Below are 22,266 nucleotides of genomic sequence, written 5' to 3'. Positions count from 1 at the left end.
ATGTTTGATTGTATGAAAAAGTTTCGTAATTTTAAAGAAATGCTTCATGAAGATCATATTGGCACTATACGTTTAGATAAGTTGCAAAGTAATAACCCAGTACCCCAATTTCAATACGTTGAATCTAAAAAACTTGATGTGCTTAATCCTGAAGAATACGATCGGGAATTGAGCAAAGAGGCTTCAGAAATCAATAAATTAGCAGAAGGAACGCAAAAAATATTGGAAAATCTGCCAAATACGTTTCATGAAGCTATCAAGTATTTACGACAAAAAGAGGAATTAACTCAAGAAGGATTAGAAGAAAAAGCAGGAATCCCAGTTAAAACCATTCAACGTATCGAGTCGGGAGGCAATCAGCCCAGTAGAAAAAATTTTGTTAAGCTTTGCATGGGCTTAGAATTGAATCCAATAATTAGACATGAAATGTTTAACTTATATGAATGGAATCTAACTAATAGCTTAGATAGAATAAAATTAAAAATTATTTTAAATGATTCATATTTTGATAATATTGAACATATCGAATCTTTAATGGATCGATTAGAATTAAATAATTGAAAATTAATTTAGTAAATCCCCTCATTTATTGAGGGGATTTTTTTGTTTGGAGCAGTTAAAAGAACAAAAAAAATATCATATTTTTTATTGCAATGTAGTTTTAAGTCCTGTCCTAAAGGAGTTTGTAGAAGTGCCTCACTGCGTGTCGTGTTGATTCAAAGGAAGACCAACTAATATTAACAACACAAGGCAGTTATGCTTTGTAGTTTCGTTAATCAAAATAAGAAAGTCGATTGAATGTAATACGCAATTATATGTTTGATTAACATTGTCACTGTAGTAGCGGCGTATCGTTACGAGTAGTCATATAGGAGGAATTTTATATGAAAATCGTTAATAAAAGCAACCAGTATCTGGAAAGTACTGCTGCTCAATATGTTTCAACGGCAAAGCCTGTTTATAGCGTGTCCACCAACGCGGAGATCAAATACAAGTGGAAGGACAACAAGCCAACTAATGAAGTATCCGGATATCAGCTAACTTTTGTTCAAGAGGGACTTCCGCCATTCAATGTGAAATTTGATGCAGAACCAACTGTACCGAAATTCTTAGGAAAGGTTGCCCTGGAGCAGTTAGAGGCTTTAGAAATTCGGACTAACGTATACTTTAAGGCCTCTTCCGTGAAGGAGGTGAAGTAATGCAAGAATCTTATGAGTACATTGAAACGCAGTTGATTCAATCATTAAATTTAGCACTAAATATTGATAATGAGACATCTTATAACCATGCATTTGATATTCAAGCCAATCAAGATGGCTTCTGGTTCATCCCCCGGCTTCCAGCGGGCTTTGTGGTTGATTCAGCTTTGTACGATAAAATTTATCGGATTAGTGGCGCAATTCTTTATCCAAACTGGACCTTATTGAAACAGAATGGTGCTTACTTTGTTCCAACTCATTCTCAAGACTTTCATACTCAAAGAGCTCTTTTCTTCCCCTGGGTTGAGGGAAATGCGAAAAGACTTGTAATCGATGATATCGATGAGTTTACTGAAAAATGGGTTAACAATAAGCTACCAATAATGGAGAACTTAGATATTAATATAGATAAGATAAATCATATTGGTATTGCTGGGCAAAGTGGATCTGGTAAATCAACATTTCTTATTTTCTTGCTTTACTTATTGAAGGAGAGAGGTTCTATCACGATTTGTGATCCAAAGCTTGATAGTCCAAGCCGTTTTGCTCGAAAATTTGATATTCCGGTTATAGCACCAGTAGAGGTGCAAAATCAAAACGATTTTGTTTCCTCAGTTACAGCAATGTTAAGTCAACATTTGGATCTAATTCACGACCGTCAAAGAGAATTATACAAAGATCCGAATGCTAAATTTGAGCATAACTACATTGTCATAGATGAATTACTTGCGTTGACTGAAAATGTAGCAAAGAACGTTGCTGGAGCGTTCCAAAGCGTTATTTCACAAATAGCGCTCTTAGGAAGAGCCACAAACGTTCACTTAATTTTGGTATCTCAGCGCTTCGATGCCCATGCCCTTTCGACAGCAACTAGGGAACAGTTAAATGTGCTAATTCAAATTGGTAATATCAATAGTCGAACAACCAGTTTCCTGATGCCTGACTTGGATCCTAATGGCATTGTCGTGCCACAAGGAATTGGTTCTGGACTGATTCAGATTATCGACTCGGAGCATCCATATCAAGTGTTACCATTGCTTACGCCTTCATTTAAGACAAAGGAGGTATTGTGATGAGAGAGGGGTACTTTTTTAAAGTTATTGATTTATTGAAGAGTCTATTGAAGTTATCATTGTGGGATACAATCATAATGTTTTTGCTTTTTATACTTAATAGATGGCTGTTACAAGTGAAGCATCAGACAGGGATGTTCGTAGAAATTATTCATAACACTGCTGATTTTATGATTTTGGCTGTACATCTACTGGCGGCATTGTTGTTGCTATTAGTATTGATAGTTATGTTCATTAGCGGTCCAGAAATTATTAATCGATTAAGATATGATTCAGTTAGCCATCTTCAAGAATCTGTTAGGCTTACTTTGACGCTTCGAAATTACTTAAAGATGAGTGGCAACGGTGATCTGATCGATCGATACAACCACTTTACAAAAAGGGCGTATGTCAATGTACAAGGTAAGAATCTTACTTTAGTGATTAATTTGCCCAATGACCACGAAACTCAACGGTTAATCTTCAATTCAACGGAAGATTTGGTCTCTCAGTTGGTGAGTATGACACAGTCTTATACGCTATCCAATCTAAAGCGTAAGGGAAACAGTCTCGTTATTGAAGGAACAGAAGTACCAGTTCGATAAATGGGGCTTTCGCTTGCCTATAGGCAACAGCGAAAAAGCCCCGCAAGATGTGTAATTATGTTCCAATTTTTTACCAAGCCCCTCTGTCAAAGCGTTCTTGATTGACATGGGCTTGTTATTATGTCAATCGAATGGTGTTCCAGTGTTCCACAAAAGGAGGTGACATGATAATGAACAACAAAAGTCTAAAAATGACTGATAGAAGTGAACCAGAGTTAATTAATGCTGAAGAAGGGAAAAAATATCGTCAATTTATGTTTGTACAACAGTTGCAATACTTAGGTTATGACTTAGATGGCCTGAACAAACGTTTATCAGCTATTAAGCCATTAGAGTATGCCTACATTGTTCATGACAAAGATGTTAAGGATGATGGCAGTTTGGTTGACGTTCATCTTCATTTAGCTTTGCGTTTTCAGAACCCTGTTTCCCTGAAACAACTTGCAAAGTCTTTGAATGTTGAACCACAATATATAGATCAATGGCGTGGTTCAGCGAATAATATGTATTCTTACCTTGTACATCGTACAAATGCTGCTGCAGAACGTTATCAGTATGGTTTAGAAGAGGTCATGGCTAGTTTTAATTTTGTTAAAAGAATGGATCAAATTGAACAGGGTATTCAGCAAAGAACGGGTAAAAAAGATGGAGCGATGTTGAATGAAGTCCTTGATGACCTCTTAGACGGCAATTTAACGCTTATTGAGGCCTTTAATGTTTTGCCGGGGAGAATAACAGGCAAGCACCGGGCAAAACTTCAAGCAGCTTATCAAACTCGTATGGAATTGAATGCTCAACAATGGTATGCAAACAAGAAGAAAACTGGAAATCCAGTCCAAGTTCTTTGGTTTTACGGATTAGCCGGTGCTGGGAAGACGAGATATGCTAAAGATTATTTGGCTAAATTGGATGATGGTGATGTCTTTGTTACGGGGTCGAATCGTGATCCGTTTCAGAATTATACTAAAACTTTTGCTCATAAGGTTATTTTGGACGATATTAGGCCAAGAGGGAGCTTTTCATATGAAGAACTTTTGCGGATGTTTGATCCGTGGGAAACGGAAGTATCGGTCGGATCACGCTATGCTGACAAGAATTTACAAGTAGACGTTTACATTATTACTACTCCATTAGCTCCTAATATTTTTGTAGAAGACTTACAAGTGTTTGAGATAGATGATAATTTTGATCAACTATTACGGCGCTTAACAGCGGTGCTGTACTTTGACGATGATTTTATTTATCCGGCATTACCTTTTAAGGGATACGATGGACATTATCATTATGATTTGGATAAAGAAAATAGGGTAGTAAATAAATGGTCAGGGGGAAAGCGTAACATCAATCATACTCAGAATTTAATTCAAAGTTCAAGAGAACAAACAACACAATTTTTCACTAAAGCAATGGTTGAAAATAATGATGAAAGTGTTTCCAAAATAATTAAACAGAGTAAGGAGGAAAATCATGAAGGAAATGATAAATAAAGAAGACTTGATAAGAGCAGGGTTTGCTCCTTATACGGCTGCTGGGATAATTCGACAAGCCAAAGCATATATGGTAAAACAGGGTTATGAATTTTATTCCGGTCGTCGAGTAGCAGTTGTACCGGCGCAGGCAGTTAAAGCAGTCTTGGGTGACGTTAACTTTTCGTATGAGGGAAATTAGCCATGCCAAAGACAAGTATGAAGGATGTTTTTACCGACTCAAAAGGACATTATTATTTTGAAGTAAGTCTCGGGACTGACCGAGTTACAGGTAAACGCATCAGAAAAAAAGGAAGAAAAACAGAAACGGGGAAAGTATTCGAAACACTGAAGGAAGCACATGCTGAAGCGGTGCGTGTTAAAAACGACTGGTTACAGAAACATGGTCAGGGCTACTCAAATTATGCAATAACTTTTGAACAGTTTATGAATCAAGTTTACATGCCGCACTATCGAACTGAAGTAACCGAAAACACTTATGAATCGAGACAGTCGATTTTATGCACTCTTATTGATCGATTTGGATCAAAAGAGTTACGTAAAATTACTGTTAATGATGTTCAGTTTTTTAGAATATGGTTATTGGATCGAGAGGGAGCTAATTATGCCCAGTCTTATGCTGCTATGGCTTTTGGTACGTTAAAAAAAATACTAACATTTGCAGTCTCATTAAACTATTTAGATAAAAGCCCTGCCCAACAGGTCAAGGGAATTTCGAAAGGAACAACAGATGTTAGCTATTGGACGCGGTCGGAATTTGAGCAAGTCATTTCTAAAATTTACCTTGCTGATTATTATGAGCACCTTTGCTTTGTAATGTTGTGGGTTTATTACATGACAGGAGTTCGGGTTAATGAAGGCACTGCCTTGTTTTGGAATGACGTTGATTTTAAAAACCATCAATTGCGAGTTCATAACATGCTTATTGTAAGGAGCCGCAATAATTACACTCGTGTTAATCATACTAAAACTGCTGATGGAAAGCGAGTAATTGCTTTAGACGATGATACGCTTAATATATTGGCAAAATGGAAAAGTCGTCAGTCAGAACATACAACAAGTGACTTTATATTTTCCTATGATGGTAAGCCAATGATTAAGTCTACTATTGGAAGAATTGTTTCGCGTTATGCCAAGGCAGCGGGTGTCACACCAATTCAAACAAAGGGGCTTCGACATTCGCATGTTAGTTTTCTCATCAATGAATTGAATGCATCGGTATTGGTTGTTTCAAAGCGATTAGGCCATAGTTCGCCGGATATAACCTTGAAGTATTATGCTCATCTTTGGCATGGTATTGATACGGAATTAGCAGACGAAATGGCAGGGGTTGTTCAAATCAATTTAGCCACAAGCAAGCAATTTTCATTTAATGGAAATCAAGCAGTGTCGCCAAATGCGTCGCCAAGATGAACTAAAGGGCGCTATAAGGGCACTAGAAAGCGTTTTATGACACATACCATTTTTATTGAGTGGGAATAAGGATCGAATCAATGTCGATTTATTAGAAAAAGAGGCCAACTGGCCTCTTTTTTTATTACTTTTCAATGTCAAAAAATACAGTTCTGTTGTATCTTATTGAAAAAAGTTCTGCTGGTTGTAAAATAAATTCGATACGCTAATCACGCTTTATATAGGCGTTTTGGCCGATGAATTGACTTTACCTCCCGGAAATTGACGATCATTCCCTTTGTTTTCTGAAAACTGTTCAAGATGACAGTTGCCACCAACTAATCGAATCGAATCAACGGAATCCAGCAAAGCCGTTCTTTGGATCAAATAATCGGTATCATCCTTTTTTTATAATGGATCTTTTCAACCATGAGAAGAGGACAAAACGTTGAGGATTTTAAGATGAAAACAAAGCAAAATAACGACCAGATACAACACATCAAAATGTACAAAGCTGGCAGGCAGTGGCTCTTTGCTGGCGTGATCGGACTGACGGTGGCAGCAGGTGTTGAAAATCTGAACAAGAATTGGCATTTGCAGGCTCTGCCAATGAGCATGACGGCTTCGGCTAATGATGATGCTGATGATGGTAGTCGCCCATATTGGTTTGATCAGAATACGACCTATTTCCAAAAGTATGATCCGCTTAATATTGCCCAAAATAACTCAATTGATGAAGCAGCACAGGCAAAATTCAATAAAGCCGGGGATATCACTGGCGAGATTACCAAAATTAAGAATGACGTCACCTTTAAATATGATGGGTTGACCTATAACCAAGCTGACGGCTCCTTTACCGTCAAACTAACCTATACCGCTCCTGAACTGTCTGGTTCTGGACGTAATTCCTATTTTGATCTTGCCTTTACTTCTTCTTTGAATAAGAAGTCGCGTTCGACCGACGTTTACTTTACACGTAGTAATCAACCTGATCGTAACAAAGGAAAAACGACACTGGCATTGAAAAATCACGTCTATAGTAATGCCTTGAATGCAGGGTCGGATATTGGTGGTCAGTATGAATTGGATATTAATTTTGATCCAATTAAGATGACGAAAAATGATCGTATTACGGCCATGTACTCGTCAACAACCGATACGGTTGGCTATCATCCAATTTTCGAATCGCCACGTACCATCGGTTTTGATGATTTTGGTCAGCAGTATAACGATGCCTTGTTAAAGCAGTTGAAAGATAACTCCAACGACAACATCGATGGTAAGAAGAATCTTTCCGACAGCCAAAAAACGAACTTCCATAAACAGGTTAATGGCTTAAATACGGACAATGATTTTGTTAACGACTTGAACAACATTGATAATAATGTGAATCAAGCCGATGATGATGCTAAGAATGCTGGGGCCGCTAAGACAGCTGCTGAAAAAGCGATTAGCGTTGAAGCAGAAAATAAGAAACAAGCGATCGCTGGTTTGTCTAACATGAGTGACACCGATAAGCAAAAGGCTGAAGATCAGGTCGGTAACGATGCAAGCGACGCCATCAAGAATATCGACAAGATGAACGCAACGGCCGACATTAATCAGGCTAAGGACGCGGCGATCAACACCATTGATACGGATGCTGCTAAAGCAGCCGCTAAAGATGCCGTTGAAGGCGAGGCTAAGGCAAAGATCGCTGCGATTAATCACTCAGACCACTTGGATTCAACCGAAAAACAGCAAGCCATTGATAAAGTCAATGAAGCGGTCACCAATGCTGAAGCCGATATTGATAAGAAGTCTAAGCAAGATGATATCAAAGCGGCCGGTCAAGCTGGTATCGATAATATCGACAAAGAAGCTGGCCGGGCTACAGCCAAAAATGCCATTCGGCAACGTTCTGAAGACGATCAAACCGCTGTGAAGAATCTGCATTTACCAACGCGTGATGAAGAACAAGCCATTACGCAGATTAAAGCGGACCAAGGAAAAGCCGAGAGTGAGATTGATAACGCGTCAGACGAAAACGGAATCGATGGCGCGACAACTAACGGGGAGCAAGCAATGGATCAAGACGTAACGAATGCGAAAAACGCCGGAGCAGCCAAAGCAGCCGCGAAACAAGCGATCGAAAATGCTGAAAATAGTGCCAAAGATGCGGTAAAGGACCTGCCAGAACCTGACAAAGGGAATGCAATTAAGAAGATTGAAGCCGATGCCGCCAAGGCAAATGGCCGAATTGACGATGCCACGGATTCAAAAGGAATCTCCGATGCGACTTCTGACGGTCAAAATGACATGAATAACGATGCTAAGAAGGCCAATGCCACGCATGATATCGACGATTCAACGGACAAGGCCAAAAAAGCGGTGGCCAATTTGCCAGAAGAGATCAAGAACAAGGCGATTAACGACATTGATCAGCATGCAAAAGAAGCGAAAAGCCATATTGATAATGCCCAGAACGCCGATGACATCGATCGGGCCGGCAATAATGGTCAAGCAGACATTAATCGCGATGTGAAGAAGGCCAGTGCTAAGAAGGCCATTGATGATGAAGCTGCTCAAAAGAAGAGCGATGTGCAGAATTTGGCTGACCTGCCACAACCCGATCGAGAAAAGGTTGCTGGAAACATCGATCAGGATGCGACCAATGCCAAGAACGTGATCGATAGTGACAATAATGATCAAGATATTAACAATCACACGACAGATGGAATAGGAAAGATTGACCAAGATGCGGCAGCCGCCGCCGATGCTGCGAAGGGCAAAAAAGCAGCCAAGGAGGCCATTGATGCCGATGCTAAGAATGCTAAAACGGCCATTGATGGCTTGAACAATCTGACCCCGGATGAAAAACAAAAGGCCAAGGATAAGGTTGACACCGATGCGCTAGCTGCCAAGGGCGAAGTCGATAAAGGAACGTCAAACGACGATAATGACAAGGCGAAAGCACAAGGGGCAGCAGACTTCAAGCGGGATGTGGACGCGGCCAAAGACAAAGATGCGATTGCAGACGCCGCCAATCAGGCGAAGGAAAACATTAACGGGCAAGACGGTCTGACGGATAAGGAAAAAGAAGCGGCCCGATCGGCCGTTGACAATGATGCAGACGCTGCCAAAAAAGACGTTGATTCAGCCAACAATAACAAAAATGACACGGACATGAGTCAAAAGACGAAGGATGGCAAAACCAAAATCGAAGGGGATGCCAACGCTGCTGCTCAGAATGCAGCAGCTCGAAATGCGGCCAAGAAAGCGATCGACGAGGATGCCGCCGCCGCCAAGAAAACCATCGAAAAGCAAAACAACTTGTCACCAGAAGAAAAAACGCATGCTGAAGACATGGTCGATCAAGACGCTAAGAAGGCCAAGGAGAACGTGGAAGCAGCTACCGACAGTACTGGCTTTGACAACGCGAGAGAAGATGGGCACGACAAGATGAACCAAGACGTTGATTCAGCCAAGAACAAGGGGGCGATCAACGATGAAGCCAACAGTGCCAAAGCAAGCATTGATGGCCTTGGTCACCTATCCGATGACGATCGCGATAACGCCAAAAAAGCAGTCGATGAGGATGCGGCCAAAGCCAAGCAAAAAATCGACGCGGCCAATGAAGCCAAGAATCCTTCAGGTGTGACGGATGCCACAACCGATGGAAAGCAAAAAATCGATGACGATGCCAAGAATGCGGCCAAGCGTAACGATAGTAAGGGCGAGGCGAAGGCTGATATCGATAAGGGGGCCAAGAAGGCTAAAAAAGATATTGATAATTTGCCTCATTTGACGCCAGATGAAAAAGAAAAGGCGAAAAAGGTGATTGATCAAGATGCTGATCAGGCCAAGACGGCTGTTGACAGTAGCCAAAATGACGATGAGGTGAACAAAGCGGCGCAAAAGGGTCATGATCAAATGGATAACGACGCGGCTTCAGCGAAAGCAAAGGATCAAGCCAAAAAAGCGATTGATGATGAAGCGAAGAACGCCAAGGCGATCATTGACAGCTTGCCTAATTTGACACCGGATGATAAAGCCAACGCTCAGAAAAAGATCGATGACGATGCGAACCACGCGAAGCAGGCAGTCGCCGATGCAACCGATCAAAACGGTATCGACCAAGGACAACAAGATGGTCAAAAGGCGATCACTGCTGACATGAAAGACGATGTCAAACAAGACATTGACCGTCACGCTGAAAAGGCTATGGACAAGGTCAAGAAGATGGATAACTTGCCAGACGCCGACAAGCAAAAGGCGATCGATGCCATCCAACAAGACGCCGACAAGACCAAGGGTCAAGTCGATGCGGCCACAGATAGTAACGATGCTCGAGCAGCCGATAAGAATGGCCAGGCCAAGATTTTAGATGACACCAAAAAGGCTGCCAACCAAGCCATTGACCATGCAGTGGATCAGGCTAAAAAGCGCATCCAAAACATGACGAACTTGACGCCAGAGGAACGAAAGAACGCTTTGGACAAGCTGGATCATGACGCCAACAACGCCTATCAATCTGTTCGCGATAGCAATGAATTGGTTGACATCGACGAGGCGCTCTTTAATGGTCGTCAGAAGTTTAACGAAAACCTCCAGACAAGTCAGGCGATTAATGATAAGACGATGAATCAAGCAAGTGCGATGCCAAAGGCCGGCACGCTTGCTCGAAACATGGGTAACCAAGTGCTTGGCTTCTTCACAGTGCTAGCAGGGGCTTTCACCTTGCTAACCAAGAAGAACCGTAAGGAAAAATAAATCCTCAACGAAAACACCTTTCAAATTAGAAAGGTGTTTTTTTGATGACGTTAAATTCTAAACGATGTCATTTATTTCTAATTTTAATTAAGGACGTTGCATTCGACATAAAAGTGTTATAATAAAACTGGAAAAAGTCAAGAGTGGTTGGCTAATCGAGTGAATTCTTGTTGCCAAAGCTCTTTCGCCGGCCGTCTGACTGACGAGCACGTAACGATCCTGAATATTTCAAGAAACGCGCCACTTTGAATCAAAGTTTGGTGCTTTTTGTTTGCTCAAAAAGGCGTCAACAAAAAGCAGTAAGGGGAATTGGGAGGTATTGATTTTGTTGAAGAATCAAAATCAAGTTCAAGCAAAAGAACACGTGAAAATGTATGAAGCCGGCAAGAAATGGCTTTTTGCCGGAATCATTGGATTAACAATTGGCGCAGGTGCCCAAGGCGTTGCGACCGGCTTGGCTTTACCACATTATCCAGCGGCCATGAAGGTCTCGGCGGATGATGTTTCTTTACCTTATTGGTTTGGTCAAAGTACCGATTACTTTAAGCACTATAAGGAAACTCCTGAGACATCAACTGTTCCAGAATCAGAACAAGATGGTTGGTTAGGTAAGGCAACTGGAAAAGAAGTTGATCGTGTTAAGTCAGAAACGACGTTTACCTTCGACGGCTTGACCTATAATTCTGAAACGAAAAAGTTTACCATGTCACTGACCTTTACGTCGCCTCAGATTACGACGTCGGGTGCCGGTCGTGTTTCTTATTTCGATTTGGCCTTCTCGAATTCAATGTCCAAAAAGACTAGTAACACGGTTTTGACTGCTGTGAACCACAACAACACGACGACTCCACTGTCTAGTGTAAACGGTGTTTATAGTAATAGCTTCGTTGCCGGCGGTGCCGTTGGTGGTGTTTCAAAGCTGACGATTGATATTGATCCTGTTAAGATCACAAATAGCGATCAGATTTCAGGTATGTATTCTTCTGATACCAATACAATTAATAACCACGTGATCTTCTCGTCTGTTCGTACACTGGGTTATAACGACTTTGGTAAGCTCTTTAACGAACAGCTTTTGGACCAGATGAAGAAGAATTCCAATGCCAACATTGACGATAAGAAGAATTTGACGAATGGTCAAAAGACGGACTTCCACAATGAAGTCAATAATACCGGAACGGATTCGGATTTCGTTAATGGCTTGAATGGCATTGATAACAACGTGAATAACGCCGATGACGCTGCCGGCAAAGCCAACGCAGCAAAAGACGGTGCAAAGGCTGACGTCGATCGTGCTGCTCAAACTGCGGATAACACAATTGATGGTTTGAATATTCCACAAACGGATAAAGATAACGCGAAGAAGCAGGTAGAAGCAGATCGAAAGGCAGCCGATAGTAATATCGATAATGCCACGACTACTGACGGCGTGAACAACGCGAAGAACGCTGGCATTAAGCAAATTAATGGTAACGTGCCATCAGAGCCAACTGGTCCAACTCAGGCCGACAAGGATAAGGCCAAGGCCGCAATCGACAACGCGGCGGATGCAGCCAAAAAGAAGATCGATGGGCTCAACCTACCACAAGCCGATAAAGATAAAGAAAAGCAAAAGATCGACGATGATGCATCAAAGGCCAAGGGCAATATCGATAACGCTACGGACACAGATGGTTTGAACAAAGCCCAAAGTGATGGTGAAAAAAACATCAACTCGGATGGTAATAAGGCCAGCGATAAGTCTGCGATTAACGACGAGGCCGACAAAAAGAAGGCTGAGATTGATGCCAATGGCGATATCCCAGCAAACGATAAGGATGCCGCTAAGAAGGCCATTGATAACGACGCCGACAATGCGAAGAAGAATATCGACAACGCGGCCAATGACAATGATGCCGATAGTGCAACGACCAATGGTAAAAAAGCCATTGATGACGATGCGAATAAAGCGGCAGATGCTGGTAAGGCAAAAGCAGCAGCCAAGGCCGCAATCGACAACGCAGCGGATGCAGCCAAAAAGAAGATCGATGGGCTCAACCTGCCACAAGCCGATAAAGACAAAGAAAAGCAAAAGATTGATGATGATGCATCAAAGGCCAAGGGCAATATCGATAACGCCACGGACACAGATGGTGTGAACAAAGCCCAAAGTGATGGCGAGAATAACATCAATACAGATGGCAATAAGGCCAGCGATAAGTCTGCGATTAACGACGAGGCCGACAAAAAGAAGGCCGAAATTGATGCCAATGGTGACATTCCAGCAGATGATAAGGCTGCTGCTAAGAAGGCCATTGATAACGATGCCGACAATGCGAAGAAGAATATCGACAACGCATCTAACGACAACGATGCCGATAGTGCAACGACCAATGGTAAGAAAGCCATTGATGACGATGCCGAAAACGCTAAGGATACCGATAAGGCGAAAGCTGATGCGAAGGCCGATATTGACCGTCACGCACAAGATGGGAAGAATGCCATTGATAACTTACCTAACCTGACACCTGACCAGAAGAAGGCGGCTAAGGCAGCCATCGATAATGACGCCAACAAGGCGAAGACGAACATTGATAACGCGACAACACCAGCCGATGCCAAAAAGGCGGATCAAGACGGCACAAATGACATTCACAACGATGTAAAAGATAACGTCAAAAAAGATATCGATAAAGGCGCCGATAACGCCAAAGCGAAGATCGACAATATGGGCGATTTGACTCCTGATCAGAAGAAGGATGCCAAGGCCAAGATTGATCAAGATGCCAATGATGCTAAAAAGGCAACGGACGCGGCAACCAACGGACCAGATGCGGCAGCCGCTGGAAAGAAGGGCGACCAAGACGTCTTTAACGATGCTAAGAAAGCAGCTCATCAAGACATTGATAATGCCGTTCAAAAGGATAAGGATAAGATTGACCACATGGATAATCTGACCCCTGACGAAAAGCAAAAGGCGAAGGACCGTTTGGACAGTGATGCCAAAAAGGCCCATGGTGATCTTGATAAGAGTGATAATCTAGATGATATGGGCAATGCTGTGCAGACTGGCTATAACAGTCTGACCGTTGATGTGAAGGATAACCAGACGACCAATGACGGGCGTAATTTGTCCAATTCGACGGCTACCAATGGTCCGGTAACACTTGCCAACAAAACACAGGTCAGCTCGAAGAAGCCTGCTGAATTACCTCAGACCGCTATGCGTCTTGCACAAAATTTGTGGTCTTTGATGATGGCGATGACCGCTTCGTTAATGGCGATTTCCGCCTATGCATACAAAAAGTTTAGCCGAAAAGAAGATTAAGCATTTTAAAGTAAGTAAAAAGAATCTCTGGAATCATTTTCAGAGGTTTTTTGGTTCGTGTTGGCGCAGTAGGATCATAAAAAAGCGGAACTACTGCTTGAAAAAGCAGGTGAATAGGACTACTCTTGAGTCAAAGGAGGAAGTACTCCATGACAAACTTTATCAAAGCACATGTTACCCGTAAGCGTGAATACTATATCGTGGGTGTCTTTATTGCGGCAGTCGTGGTGATCACCGCTGCCTTCGTACTAGGCCAGCAAAATAGCCACGTTTCTTCAGAGGTCGCCGTTAACCATACCACTGCTTCTCACAAGAGCTCACATGAGGCGGCCACAAGTTCAATGGTTGCCAAGGCAAACGGTGATCAAAATAATCAGGGAAAGGGCTAATGTAAGGCCCGATGCTACAAGTAAATCGAAGACCAATCCGAGTGATTGGTCTTTTTTGGTCAAAAATAAGAAAGTTATGTATCTTTATTGTTTCAAATCATTCTAAAGTGTTGTAATATGTTATAGAGAGTTAAGAACGGGTTACGAAGAAGTGACACAAAACTCCTCCGCCATTCGCTTTCCCGGGCAACGCCCGAGGACAAAGCACTTCTAATCTTAAGCGCCGCGCCGATTCTATAAGAGTCGGTGCTTTTTTTATGGAAGAAAGCACCCAAGAGATTGATTGATGGAGGATTTATATTATGCAAACACGAATTGAACGCTATAACGATTATTTGAAAGAACATCAGTTAAAGTCAAAGGTACAAAAGAAGGGGTTGGCGTTATCCCTTACTTCTTTGGCGGCGTTTGGTGGAATTGGATTGACAGCGAATCTAGTACATCCATCAATCTTTCCTAAAACAGTAATGCAGGCGGATGCAGATACAACTCCGACTACCGGAACCATTCAGGGAATATCTTACAGCTATGATCCAAATAGCAAAACCTTCACGTTTACCGGTTCCGGAACGTTCGGTAATAATCCCGATCAATATATCAGCTCACTTTTTCCTGACACTGAGCACGTTGTGATTAGCCAACCGATTGATTCGGGTCAATATCTTTCAATGATGTTTGCTAACTTACCATCGCTTCAAGATATTTCTGGCTTTAATAAAATTAATTTTGATCAACTGTCTATCGCTTCGCAAATGTTTTCTGGCGATAGCTCATTGAAATCGATTGATTTATCAAACTTTACGGCTCCAAACTGTACTGATATTGAGTCAATGTTTCAAAATTGCTCCTCACTTGAAAAAATTGATTTTTCAAGTTTTAAAAGTAAGAAAGTAATCAGTTCGCTCTATACCTTTCAAAACTGTACTTCCCTAACTTACTTAGATGTTTCATTTGTGGATTTTGCAGATATGGGTTCCTCCCCATCTGGAATGTTTAAAAATATCGGGAATGGTAAGAGCTTTTATCTTAAACTCCCCGCCATACCCACATCAGACGACAGTTTTTTGACTGATCTTTTTCAGGAAGAAGGTTTTCAGTATCCTTCTGTAACACCGGTAGATGAAGCAGATGGCGGTACATTGACCAACCCAAAGGGAACAACATTCAAAAGCTTGGACGATTGGAACAACGCTGGTGATGCCGGTAGTTATAAAACACCTGGCTGGTATGTTTTAGGAAGTACCCAGAAAGGGACCACTGTCCAACAAGAAAAGACTATTAAACGAACCGTTCATTATCTGGACAGTATGGCTCATGACATTCAGAATCCCACTGTCCAAGAAATAAAGTATCAGCGAACGCAGACAACTGATATTCTAGGTGATGTGAGCTATAGTGATTGGAAAGCCGAAGGTGAGCTAAGTCAATTTAGTTCCCTTAACGTCCCTCAAACTATATCAGATAAGTATGTAGATCCTAAGGTTAATGGTAAGTCCGTTACTGAGATTGATGCTGAAACACCAAAAGTGGATGATACAACGAATGAGCAAGATGAAGTAATTAACGTCACCTACGCTGACAAACTCACTCCTGGAACACCTTCTAACCATGGTGACAAGGACACCTCGAAGTCCGTCACCCGTACGATTAACTTCGTCGATGGGGATACCAAGCAGCCAATGGCGAACATGGATCCTGAAGTTCAGACTGTGAATTTCGAACGTTCAGCGGAACAAGATGCTGTGACCGGTGAGTGGACCTATGGTGACTGGCACGTTGCTGGCTCAGATGCTAAGACGGGGTCATTTGCCAGGTTCTCACCGAAGGCTGTCGATGGCTACAATACACCAGACGCTGTGGCTGAAGCGGACAACATTTCTGCTGATTCGCAAGACTCAACGGTAACGGTAACCTATACGAAGGGAAGCCACCATTACACGCCAGTTAACCCAGGACCTGTTGATCCTAAGACGATGAAGAAGAGCATCACGCGGACGATTAATTACTGGAATAAGAAGCACGAGAAAGTGGCCGATTCGGTTATCCAGACGGTTAACTTTACCCGCGGTGCGACGGTCGATGGCCAAGGCCACATTCAATATGATGATTGGCAAGTCGATGGGTCGGACCAATGGGCCAATGTACAATCACCAGCTCTTAGTGGCTATGGTGATCCAAGTACCAAGGACGTCGCTGCCCAGACAGTCGCTTCAAGTTCGGATAACACGACGATTGATATTACCTACGCGGACAAGGGAAGTCACAAGGTGACGCCTGACAATCCTGGTAATGTTGACGTTAAGACGTTGGAGAAGACAATCACTCGTACCATCAATTACGTGGATAAAAATGGAAAACAAGTGGCTGATCCAGTTAAACAAGACGTCAAGTTTACACGTGACGCCATCGTGGATGATCAGAGTGGGGAGGTGATCTCCTACACCGATTGGCAAGTTGATGGGACGAACCAGTGGGCTGATGTCAAATCGCCTGATTTGTCAGCGCAAGGTTTCGATGCGCCTGATAAGCAAGACGTTGAGCTAGTGAATGTGACGGCCGATATGACGGATGCTACAGTCACTGTTACTTATCCAGCAAAGGGTGATAACCCAACACCAAACCCAACACCAAACCCAACACCAAATCCAAACAACGGTGGCAATGGTGGTAATGGTGATAACACGCCATCGAACAACGGCGGCAATGGTGGTAATGGTGGTAACACACCATCGAACAACGGTGGTGATAACGGCAATAATGGCGGCACGACGCCAGGAACCAGTTATCACTACACGCCATCGACCGATGATGACAATGGTTTGAATGGTACGGCCACGACTACCAATCCGGCTTATGGTTCTCATGTGGCCGATGCGACAAAGAACAATGTCGTCTTACCAGCGACAGCTAAAGAAGCTTCGAAAAAGAGCCATTCATTGCTGATGACTACGATTGGACTAACTGCAACCGCAGGACTCTGGTTGATGTCAGAAGCAATGCGGAAGAAGAACTAAGGTCTTCTTTCAGTGAAAAGATCAAGTGCGAAAGTGCTTGGTCTTTTTTTGCGTTCAGGTTATTCTTTTATTTCAGAATGGTTACATTCTAATTTTCATCGTGTTACAATATTGATAGAGAGTTAGACGAGAATAGGATCTGGACGTTTCTTTTTTAAAATAATCGCCAGGCAGTGAATCGTTTCGTTTTGCTGTTACATTCGCACTAAGAATGAATACCCGTAACTCTCGAGTTCGAACGATTTGTATGATTTCGAACCAAGTGATGAACACGAAAAGAGGACGGAATATGACGATGCAGACAAAGCAGACCATTAAATTGTATAAAGCCAAGAAGTTTTGGCTGACTGGTGTAGCTGGGCTGGCTTTTTTCACCATTGCAGCCAATGCCCAAACGGCTCAGGCCGATGGAACCAATCAGGCGACAACAAGTCAAAGTGTTGGGGCAGCGGTCGATACGGATGATCTACCTGTGACGGTGACTAAGGATAACTTTCTCCAGTACTTTCAAACAGGCGGAACGGCTTCTTATGATGCCAGCACCAATAAAACGACCCTGACTCAGAATGAAAATGGCCAAGATGGTAACATCACGCTAAAAACCAAAATTAATGCTAATGTTCCCTTTACGATTTCCGGAACCATTAATTTGGGGACCACTTTGGATGGTCTTAATGGTGGTGATGGCATCGCCATGGCCTTCCACCACGGGACGGATGGTCAGATCGGTTACCAAGGTGGCGGTATTTCGGTAAAGGGGTTGCCTAAATCATCTGGCTTTGTCTTTGATACTTGGACCTTAAACGATGGGGATTATTCGAAGATTTATATGTCTGGTATTCACAGTGATGTCGATCAGAAGGATCAGAATGATCCTTGGCGCTATGCGGGTCAACCAGATTACTTGAACGTTGAAGACATTGCTGGTAAGGATGTTCCATTCACATTGACCTACGATGGTCAAGGACACATGACGCTGTCTTATCTGGGCGTCAGTCGAACGATTGATGTTGATGATTATCAAGACCCGCTCTCATTATCCATTGGTGGATCGACGGGTATTGCTGACAACGTTCAGTCCGTTTCGGTTAATTCCTTCCAGTTTGTTCCAGCACAGACGAACCCGGCGACAAGAACGATTCATTACGTCGACCAGGACGGGAATGAGATTGCTTCGCCAACGGTTCAACAGGCAGTATATCGCCGGACGGGAAGCCTGCAAGATGGCCAAGCTGTTTACACGGATTGGCAGTTAATTTCAGGCGATCCCAAGTTCTCAGAAGTAGAAGCGCCTACTATTGCTGGCTATACCGTTCAATCCGGGCAACAGACTGATTTTGCGGCTACCACGGTTGGTGAAGATTCTGGATCATCAAGCTATACCGTTAAATATACAAAGAATGCCAATCAGGCTACGTTAAATGTTCAAGATTCGACCATTGTAGCGGGTCCAACTGCTAGCTGGAATTCGTCGGATAATTTCCTTCGGGCAATCAATTCCGATGGCTCGACGGTGTCCTTATCTGATCTAAAGGTTTCGGGCAACGTTGATCCAAAGACGCCAGGAAATTATCCAGTAACATATAGCTACACAGACAAGAGCGGAATGGAACAAACGAAGACAGCTCAAGTCACGGTTGTTGCATCAAAGGCTAGTCTTACTGTCAAAGATTCCACGCTCTGGGTTGGGGACTCCTGGTCTTCAAAGGATAACGTGGTTAGTGCAAAAGATGATAATGGCAATAGTTTGGATCTGAAGTATGTTAATGTTCAAGGAACAGTTGATACATCAAAGCCAGGCGTCTATCCGTTGACCTATACTTATACTGATTCAACGGGTAATACTTATACGAAGACGGCCAACGTTACAGTGAAGGCGAGAACAACTAGCTCGACTGAAACCAAGACGGTCAATGAAAGGATTCACTATCAATATGCTGACGGAACAAAGGCAGCTGATGATTATACCAAGGAAGTAACCTTTAATCGGACGGTTACTAAAGATGAAAAAACTGGCGATGTCAGCTATAGTGACTGGTCAGCTGATCAGACCTTTGCCGCAGTAGATAGCCCAGCCATTAAGGGCTACACACCCGATAAGAAGACGGTTACCGCTCAAAAAGTGAACGCCGATTCAAGCGATCTGAATATCACCGTTACTTACAATAAAGAATCGCCAGTTGAATCAACGGACAAAAAGACGGTCAAGGAGACCATTCAATACCAATATGCCGATGGGACAAAGGCTGCGGATACTTATACCAAGGAAGTTACCTTCACCCGTCCAAAGTATACGGATGCCGTGACTGGCGATGTTAGCTACGGTGACTGGTCGGCTGATCAGACCTTTGCTGCTGTAAATAGCCCGGCTATCACGGGCTACACCCCTGATAAGGCTGTGATCGATGCGCAAACCGTGGATGGCAATTCACGAGATATCAATGATGTGGTGACATATAAGCAGAATGGTGAAACACCAACGCCAGTTGGTCCTAACACACCAAATGTGCCAAACGATATCACGAAGAACCTTTCAAAGTCAGTCACTCGTACAGTAATCTTCCAAGATATTGACGGACGTGAGATCGCGCCATCTCAAAAAGTAACGGTTCATTTCGAACGTTCGGCTGTCTATGATTCGAATACTGGCGAGGTTGCGTATAACAATGACTGGCATGAAGTCGGTACACCGTCATCCTGGTCAGCTGTTGATGTGCAGCATTCTGTTGACACAGCTAAGTATGAGCGCCCTGACATTGTGCTCAATGGTCAGGCGGTATCAGCAATCAATGCTGAAACGCCTTCTGTAGATAGTAGCGATGAAAACATTGTGGTAACTTACCAAAACAAAGTAACGCCAAATCATGACGGCAACGGTTCAAACAACGCCGGTAATGATGGCTCAAATACCAATGGCGGCGGTAACAACGCCGGCAACAATAACTCAAATACTAATGGCGGCGGTAACAACGCCGGCAACAACACGGCAGGCGTTGTTTTGCCATCAACTGGTGGCGGATCGTCTGACAATGTTCAGCAGGCACCAGCCAACAATGCTGGCAATGTGGCGAATGCGACAAAGGACAATGTCGTCTTACCAGCGACTGCTCGTAAAGCCTCAAACCAGAGTCATTCATTGCTGATGACCACGATTGGATTAACTGCGACCGCAGGACTCTGGTTGATGTCAGAAGCAATGCGGAAGAAGAATTAAGGTTTTCTTTCAGTGAAAAGATCAAGTGCGAAAGGGCTTGGTCTTTTTATTTTCTGATGTTTACCGATTTTTGGCTAAAATGAATCATTGCTCTAAAAAGGTGGGCAAGCTGAGGCTTGTCCTTTTTTGTGCAAAAAAACGGGGCCGTCTGGGAAGAAGACGGCCCCGTCGCTGGAAAGGAGGTGATGCTTACGAGAAAACCGTAAGCGAATTAAAGAAAGGAGTGCTTGATCGCAGGGATTAGTGCGACCAAGCAGGAGGCAAGGCTGTAAGAGCAGCCTGCCTCCTTGGCTTTAGTCTAGCAAAAAACGGCTCATCATGTGATGAACCGTTGGAATAGTTGTTTATTGGTGACGACGGTTACGTAGCCAAGCCATAAAGCCACTACTTAAGATGAAAGCAGGCAAGAGATCCGTTACCCGACGGTCATCAGTCTTGGCTGTGTTTGGTAATTCTGTTTGCGATTGGCTGCTTGTCTGGCCACTTTGTCCGGTTGATTGTGTGCTAGTGGACTGGTGGTTTTGATCGCTGTTCGTCGCTTTTGGTTGACTGTTATTTCCGCCATTTGGCGCAGGGGTATCGCCGCCGCTCTTAGGTGTTGGCTTTGGCGTTGGCGTTGGATTAACCGGTGTAGGGTTAGGCGTTGGATTAACCGGTGTTGGCTTTGGTGTAGGGGTAACCGGCTTTTCCTCCTGATAGGTAATGGTATCCGTCTGATCCTGACTGTCGGCTGTAACGGATACTTCTGCTAGGTTAGCGGGGGATGGCTGGTCATATTGATTGCCATCGAAGCTAAACTGACTGGGGGCGTTAAAGGATGCCCAGTGGCTGTCGGCCGAGCCCTTTTCCCAATCGGAGTAGAGCACTTGATGATCATACAAATCGTAGGCTAAGGCCTTCCGTTGGAAAGTGACCTTTTGATTCATCGTTCCCATCAGCTGGCCTTTTTGATTGACGAAGTTGATGGTCCGAGTGACTGTCTTTTGCGTTTGCGCATGATCTTCTGGTTGAACGGGACGGGTGCTGTGCTTGTAGGTGACCACCACCGTTTGTCCGGAATCATCGGGTGAAATCTGCTGCGTATCGAAGCTTTCTTCTTGGACAGACTGTTGGGAAGGATCGACCAGGTTTTGACTGGATAGATCGGGGGAACTAACCGCATCGAAGGTGCCGGTAATGCCAACTGGGTTATCGTCTTCAGCGCGTGAGTACTCACCCCAGTTTGTGATGACGTTATTGGTAAAATCATAGGTTCCCCAACGAACCAGTGGCACGCTCTCTGTTTTGGTAGGGGCCACGGTGTTGCCCTTTTCGTCTTGATACCGAATCGTACGGGTATAGGTCTTGTAAAAGTCGCTTTTTTGAATATTTTTTGGAAAGTTAATGCCGTCTTCACCGTAGGCGTGTAAGTGACCATCGTAGCCGTAATAGCCACTTGGTGTGATCGTAAAGCTTTGGTGGGTCGCATCAGCATTGGCTGTGATGTGAACAGATGGTAAGCTGCTTGGCGCAATGCTTGTCACACCGGCGGTTAAACCGGCACCAGCCACCAAAAGAAGAGAACCAACCATCGCCGCCTCGACGTCCTTTTTTACGGAGTGACGAATCTTGACGAATTCCTGATGATTAAATGTAGGCATGGATTTTATCTTCCTTCCTTGTATTGATTCTAACCCTATAATAACACTGTTGACGGCTGATGGAACACATTCTTGCACGGATTTTGACAAGAATTTTTGGAGGCGAAAACGCGGCTTGAAATTTTGACAGAAGGGGCGTTTTTCCCGTATAATAAAAACCAGTCGATTGACAGAATTCACGGGCGGAGTACGCCCTAAAAATGGAAGGAGGGGCC

At 43.4% G+C, this 22,266-nt stretch carries 13 protein-coding genes; 12 read left to right on the top strand and 1 reads right to left on the bottom strand.

Translation table 11 applies throughout. The features are described 5' to 3' along the window. From G6R27_RS02125 to G6R27_RS02070, 12 genes are all read left to right on the top strand, one after another. Positions 1-561 (top strand): helix-turn-helix domain-containing protein, encoded by a 561-nt coding sequence (locus G6R27_RS02125; RefSeq protein WP_213819435.1) that lies wholly within the window; start codon positions 1-3, stop codon positions 559-561. A gap of 323 nt (positions 562-884) precedes the next feature. Continuing rightward, entirely contained in the window at positions 885-1,199 is a 315-nt protein-coding gene (locus G6R27_RS02120) for a hypothetical protein (protein ID WP_213819434.1), read from the top strand. Next, a complete protein-coding gene (locus tag G6R27_RS02115) occupies positions 1,199-2,272 on the top strand; it encodes an ATP-binding protein (protein WP_213819433.1) in 1,074 nt (357 codons plus the stop codon). Before G6R27_RS02120 ends, G6R27_RS02115 begins: the two co-directional genes overlap by 1 nt. Continuing rightward, on the top strand, positions 2,272-2,856 hold the full coding sequence (locus G6R27_RS02110; RefSeq protein WP_213819432.1) for a hypothetical protein: 585 nt from the start codon (positions 2,272-2,274) through the stop codon (positions 2,854-2,856). Before G6R27_RS02115 ends, G6R27_RS02110 begins: the two co-directional genes overlap by 1 nt. Before the next feature lie 164 nt (positions 2,857-3,020). Further along, complete coding sequence (locus G6R27_RS02105; RefSeq protein WP_213819431.1) at positions 3,021-4,343, top strand: Rep family protein; 1,323 nt, start codon at positions 3,021-3,023, stop codon at positions 4,341-4,343. Continuing rightward, on the top strand, positions 4,324-4,524 hold the full coding sequence (locus tag G6R27_RS02100) for a DUF3173 family protein (RefSeq protein WP_213819430.1): 201 nt from the start codon (positions 4,324-4,326) through the stop codon (positions 4,522-4,524). Before G6R27_RS02105 ends, G6R27_RS02100 begins: the two co-directional genes overlap by 20 nt. A 2-nt stretch (positions 4,525-4,526) precedes the next feature. Next, a complete protein-coding gene (locus tag G6R27_RS02095) occupies positions 4,527-5,756 on the top strand; it encodes a tyrosine-type recombinase/integrase (protein ID WP_213819429.1) in 1,230 nt (409 codons plus the stop codon). Between the two features lie 441 nt (positions 5,757-6,197). Then, positions 6,198-10,487, top strand: a complete 4,290-nt coding sequence (locus G6R27_RS02090; protein ID WP_213819428.1) for a KxYKxGKxW signal peptide domain-containing protein — start codon at positions 6,198-6,200, stop codon at positions 10,485-10,487. Positions 10,488-10,812: 325 nt separating this feature from the next. After that, positions 10,813-13,794 (top strand): DUF1542 domain-containing protein, encoded by a 2,982-nt coding sequence (locus G6R27_RS02085; RefSeq protein ID WP_213819427.1) that lies wholly within the window; start codon positions 10,813-10,815, stop codon positions 13,792-13,794. A gap of 149 nt (positions 13,795-13,943) precedes the next feature. Continuing rightward, positions 13,944-14,183 (top strand): hypothetical protein, encoded by a 240-nt coding sequence (locus G6R27_RS02080; protein WP_213819426.1) that lies wholly within the window; start codon positions 13,944-13,946, stop codon positions 14,181-14,183. Positions 14,184-14,485: 302 nt separating this feature from the next. Beyond that, positions 14,486-17,197 carry a mucin-binding protein gene (locus tag G6R27_RS02075; protein WP_213819425.1) on the top strand — a complete coding sequence of 904 codons (2,712 nt, stop codon included), beginning with the start codon at positions 14,486-14,488 and terminating at the stop codon, positions 17,195-17,197. Between the two features lie 289 nt (positions 17,198-17,486). Beyond that, complete coding sequence (locus G6R27_RS02070; RefSeq protein ID WP_213819424.1) at positions 17,487-20,411, top strand: mucin-binding protein; 2,925 nt, start codon at positions 17,487-17,489, stop codon at positions 20,409-20,411. A gap of 344 nt (positions 20,412-20,755) precedes the next feature. Here the strand turns inward: G6R27_RS02070 and G6R27_RS02065 are convergent, their stop codons facing one another. Further along, positions 20,756-22,051 (bottom strand): mucin-binding protein, encoded by a 1,296-nt coding sequence (locus G6R27_RS02065; protein WP_213819423.1) that lies wholly within the window; start codon positions 22,049-22,051, stop codon positions 20,756-20,758. Positions 22,052-22,266 lie beyond the last annotated feature (215 nt).

This window comes from Fructobacillus papyriferae (assembly GCF_018437225.1).
Lineage (GTDB): Bacteria > Bacillota > Bacilli > Lactobacillales > Lactobacillaceae > Fructobacillus > Fructobacillus papyriferae.
Note: the sequence above shows the minus strand (reverse complement) of the source record. Positions and strands in the feature narration are given on the sequence as shown.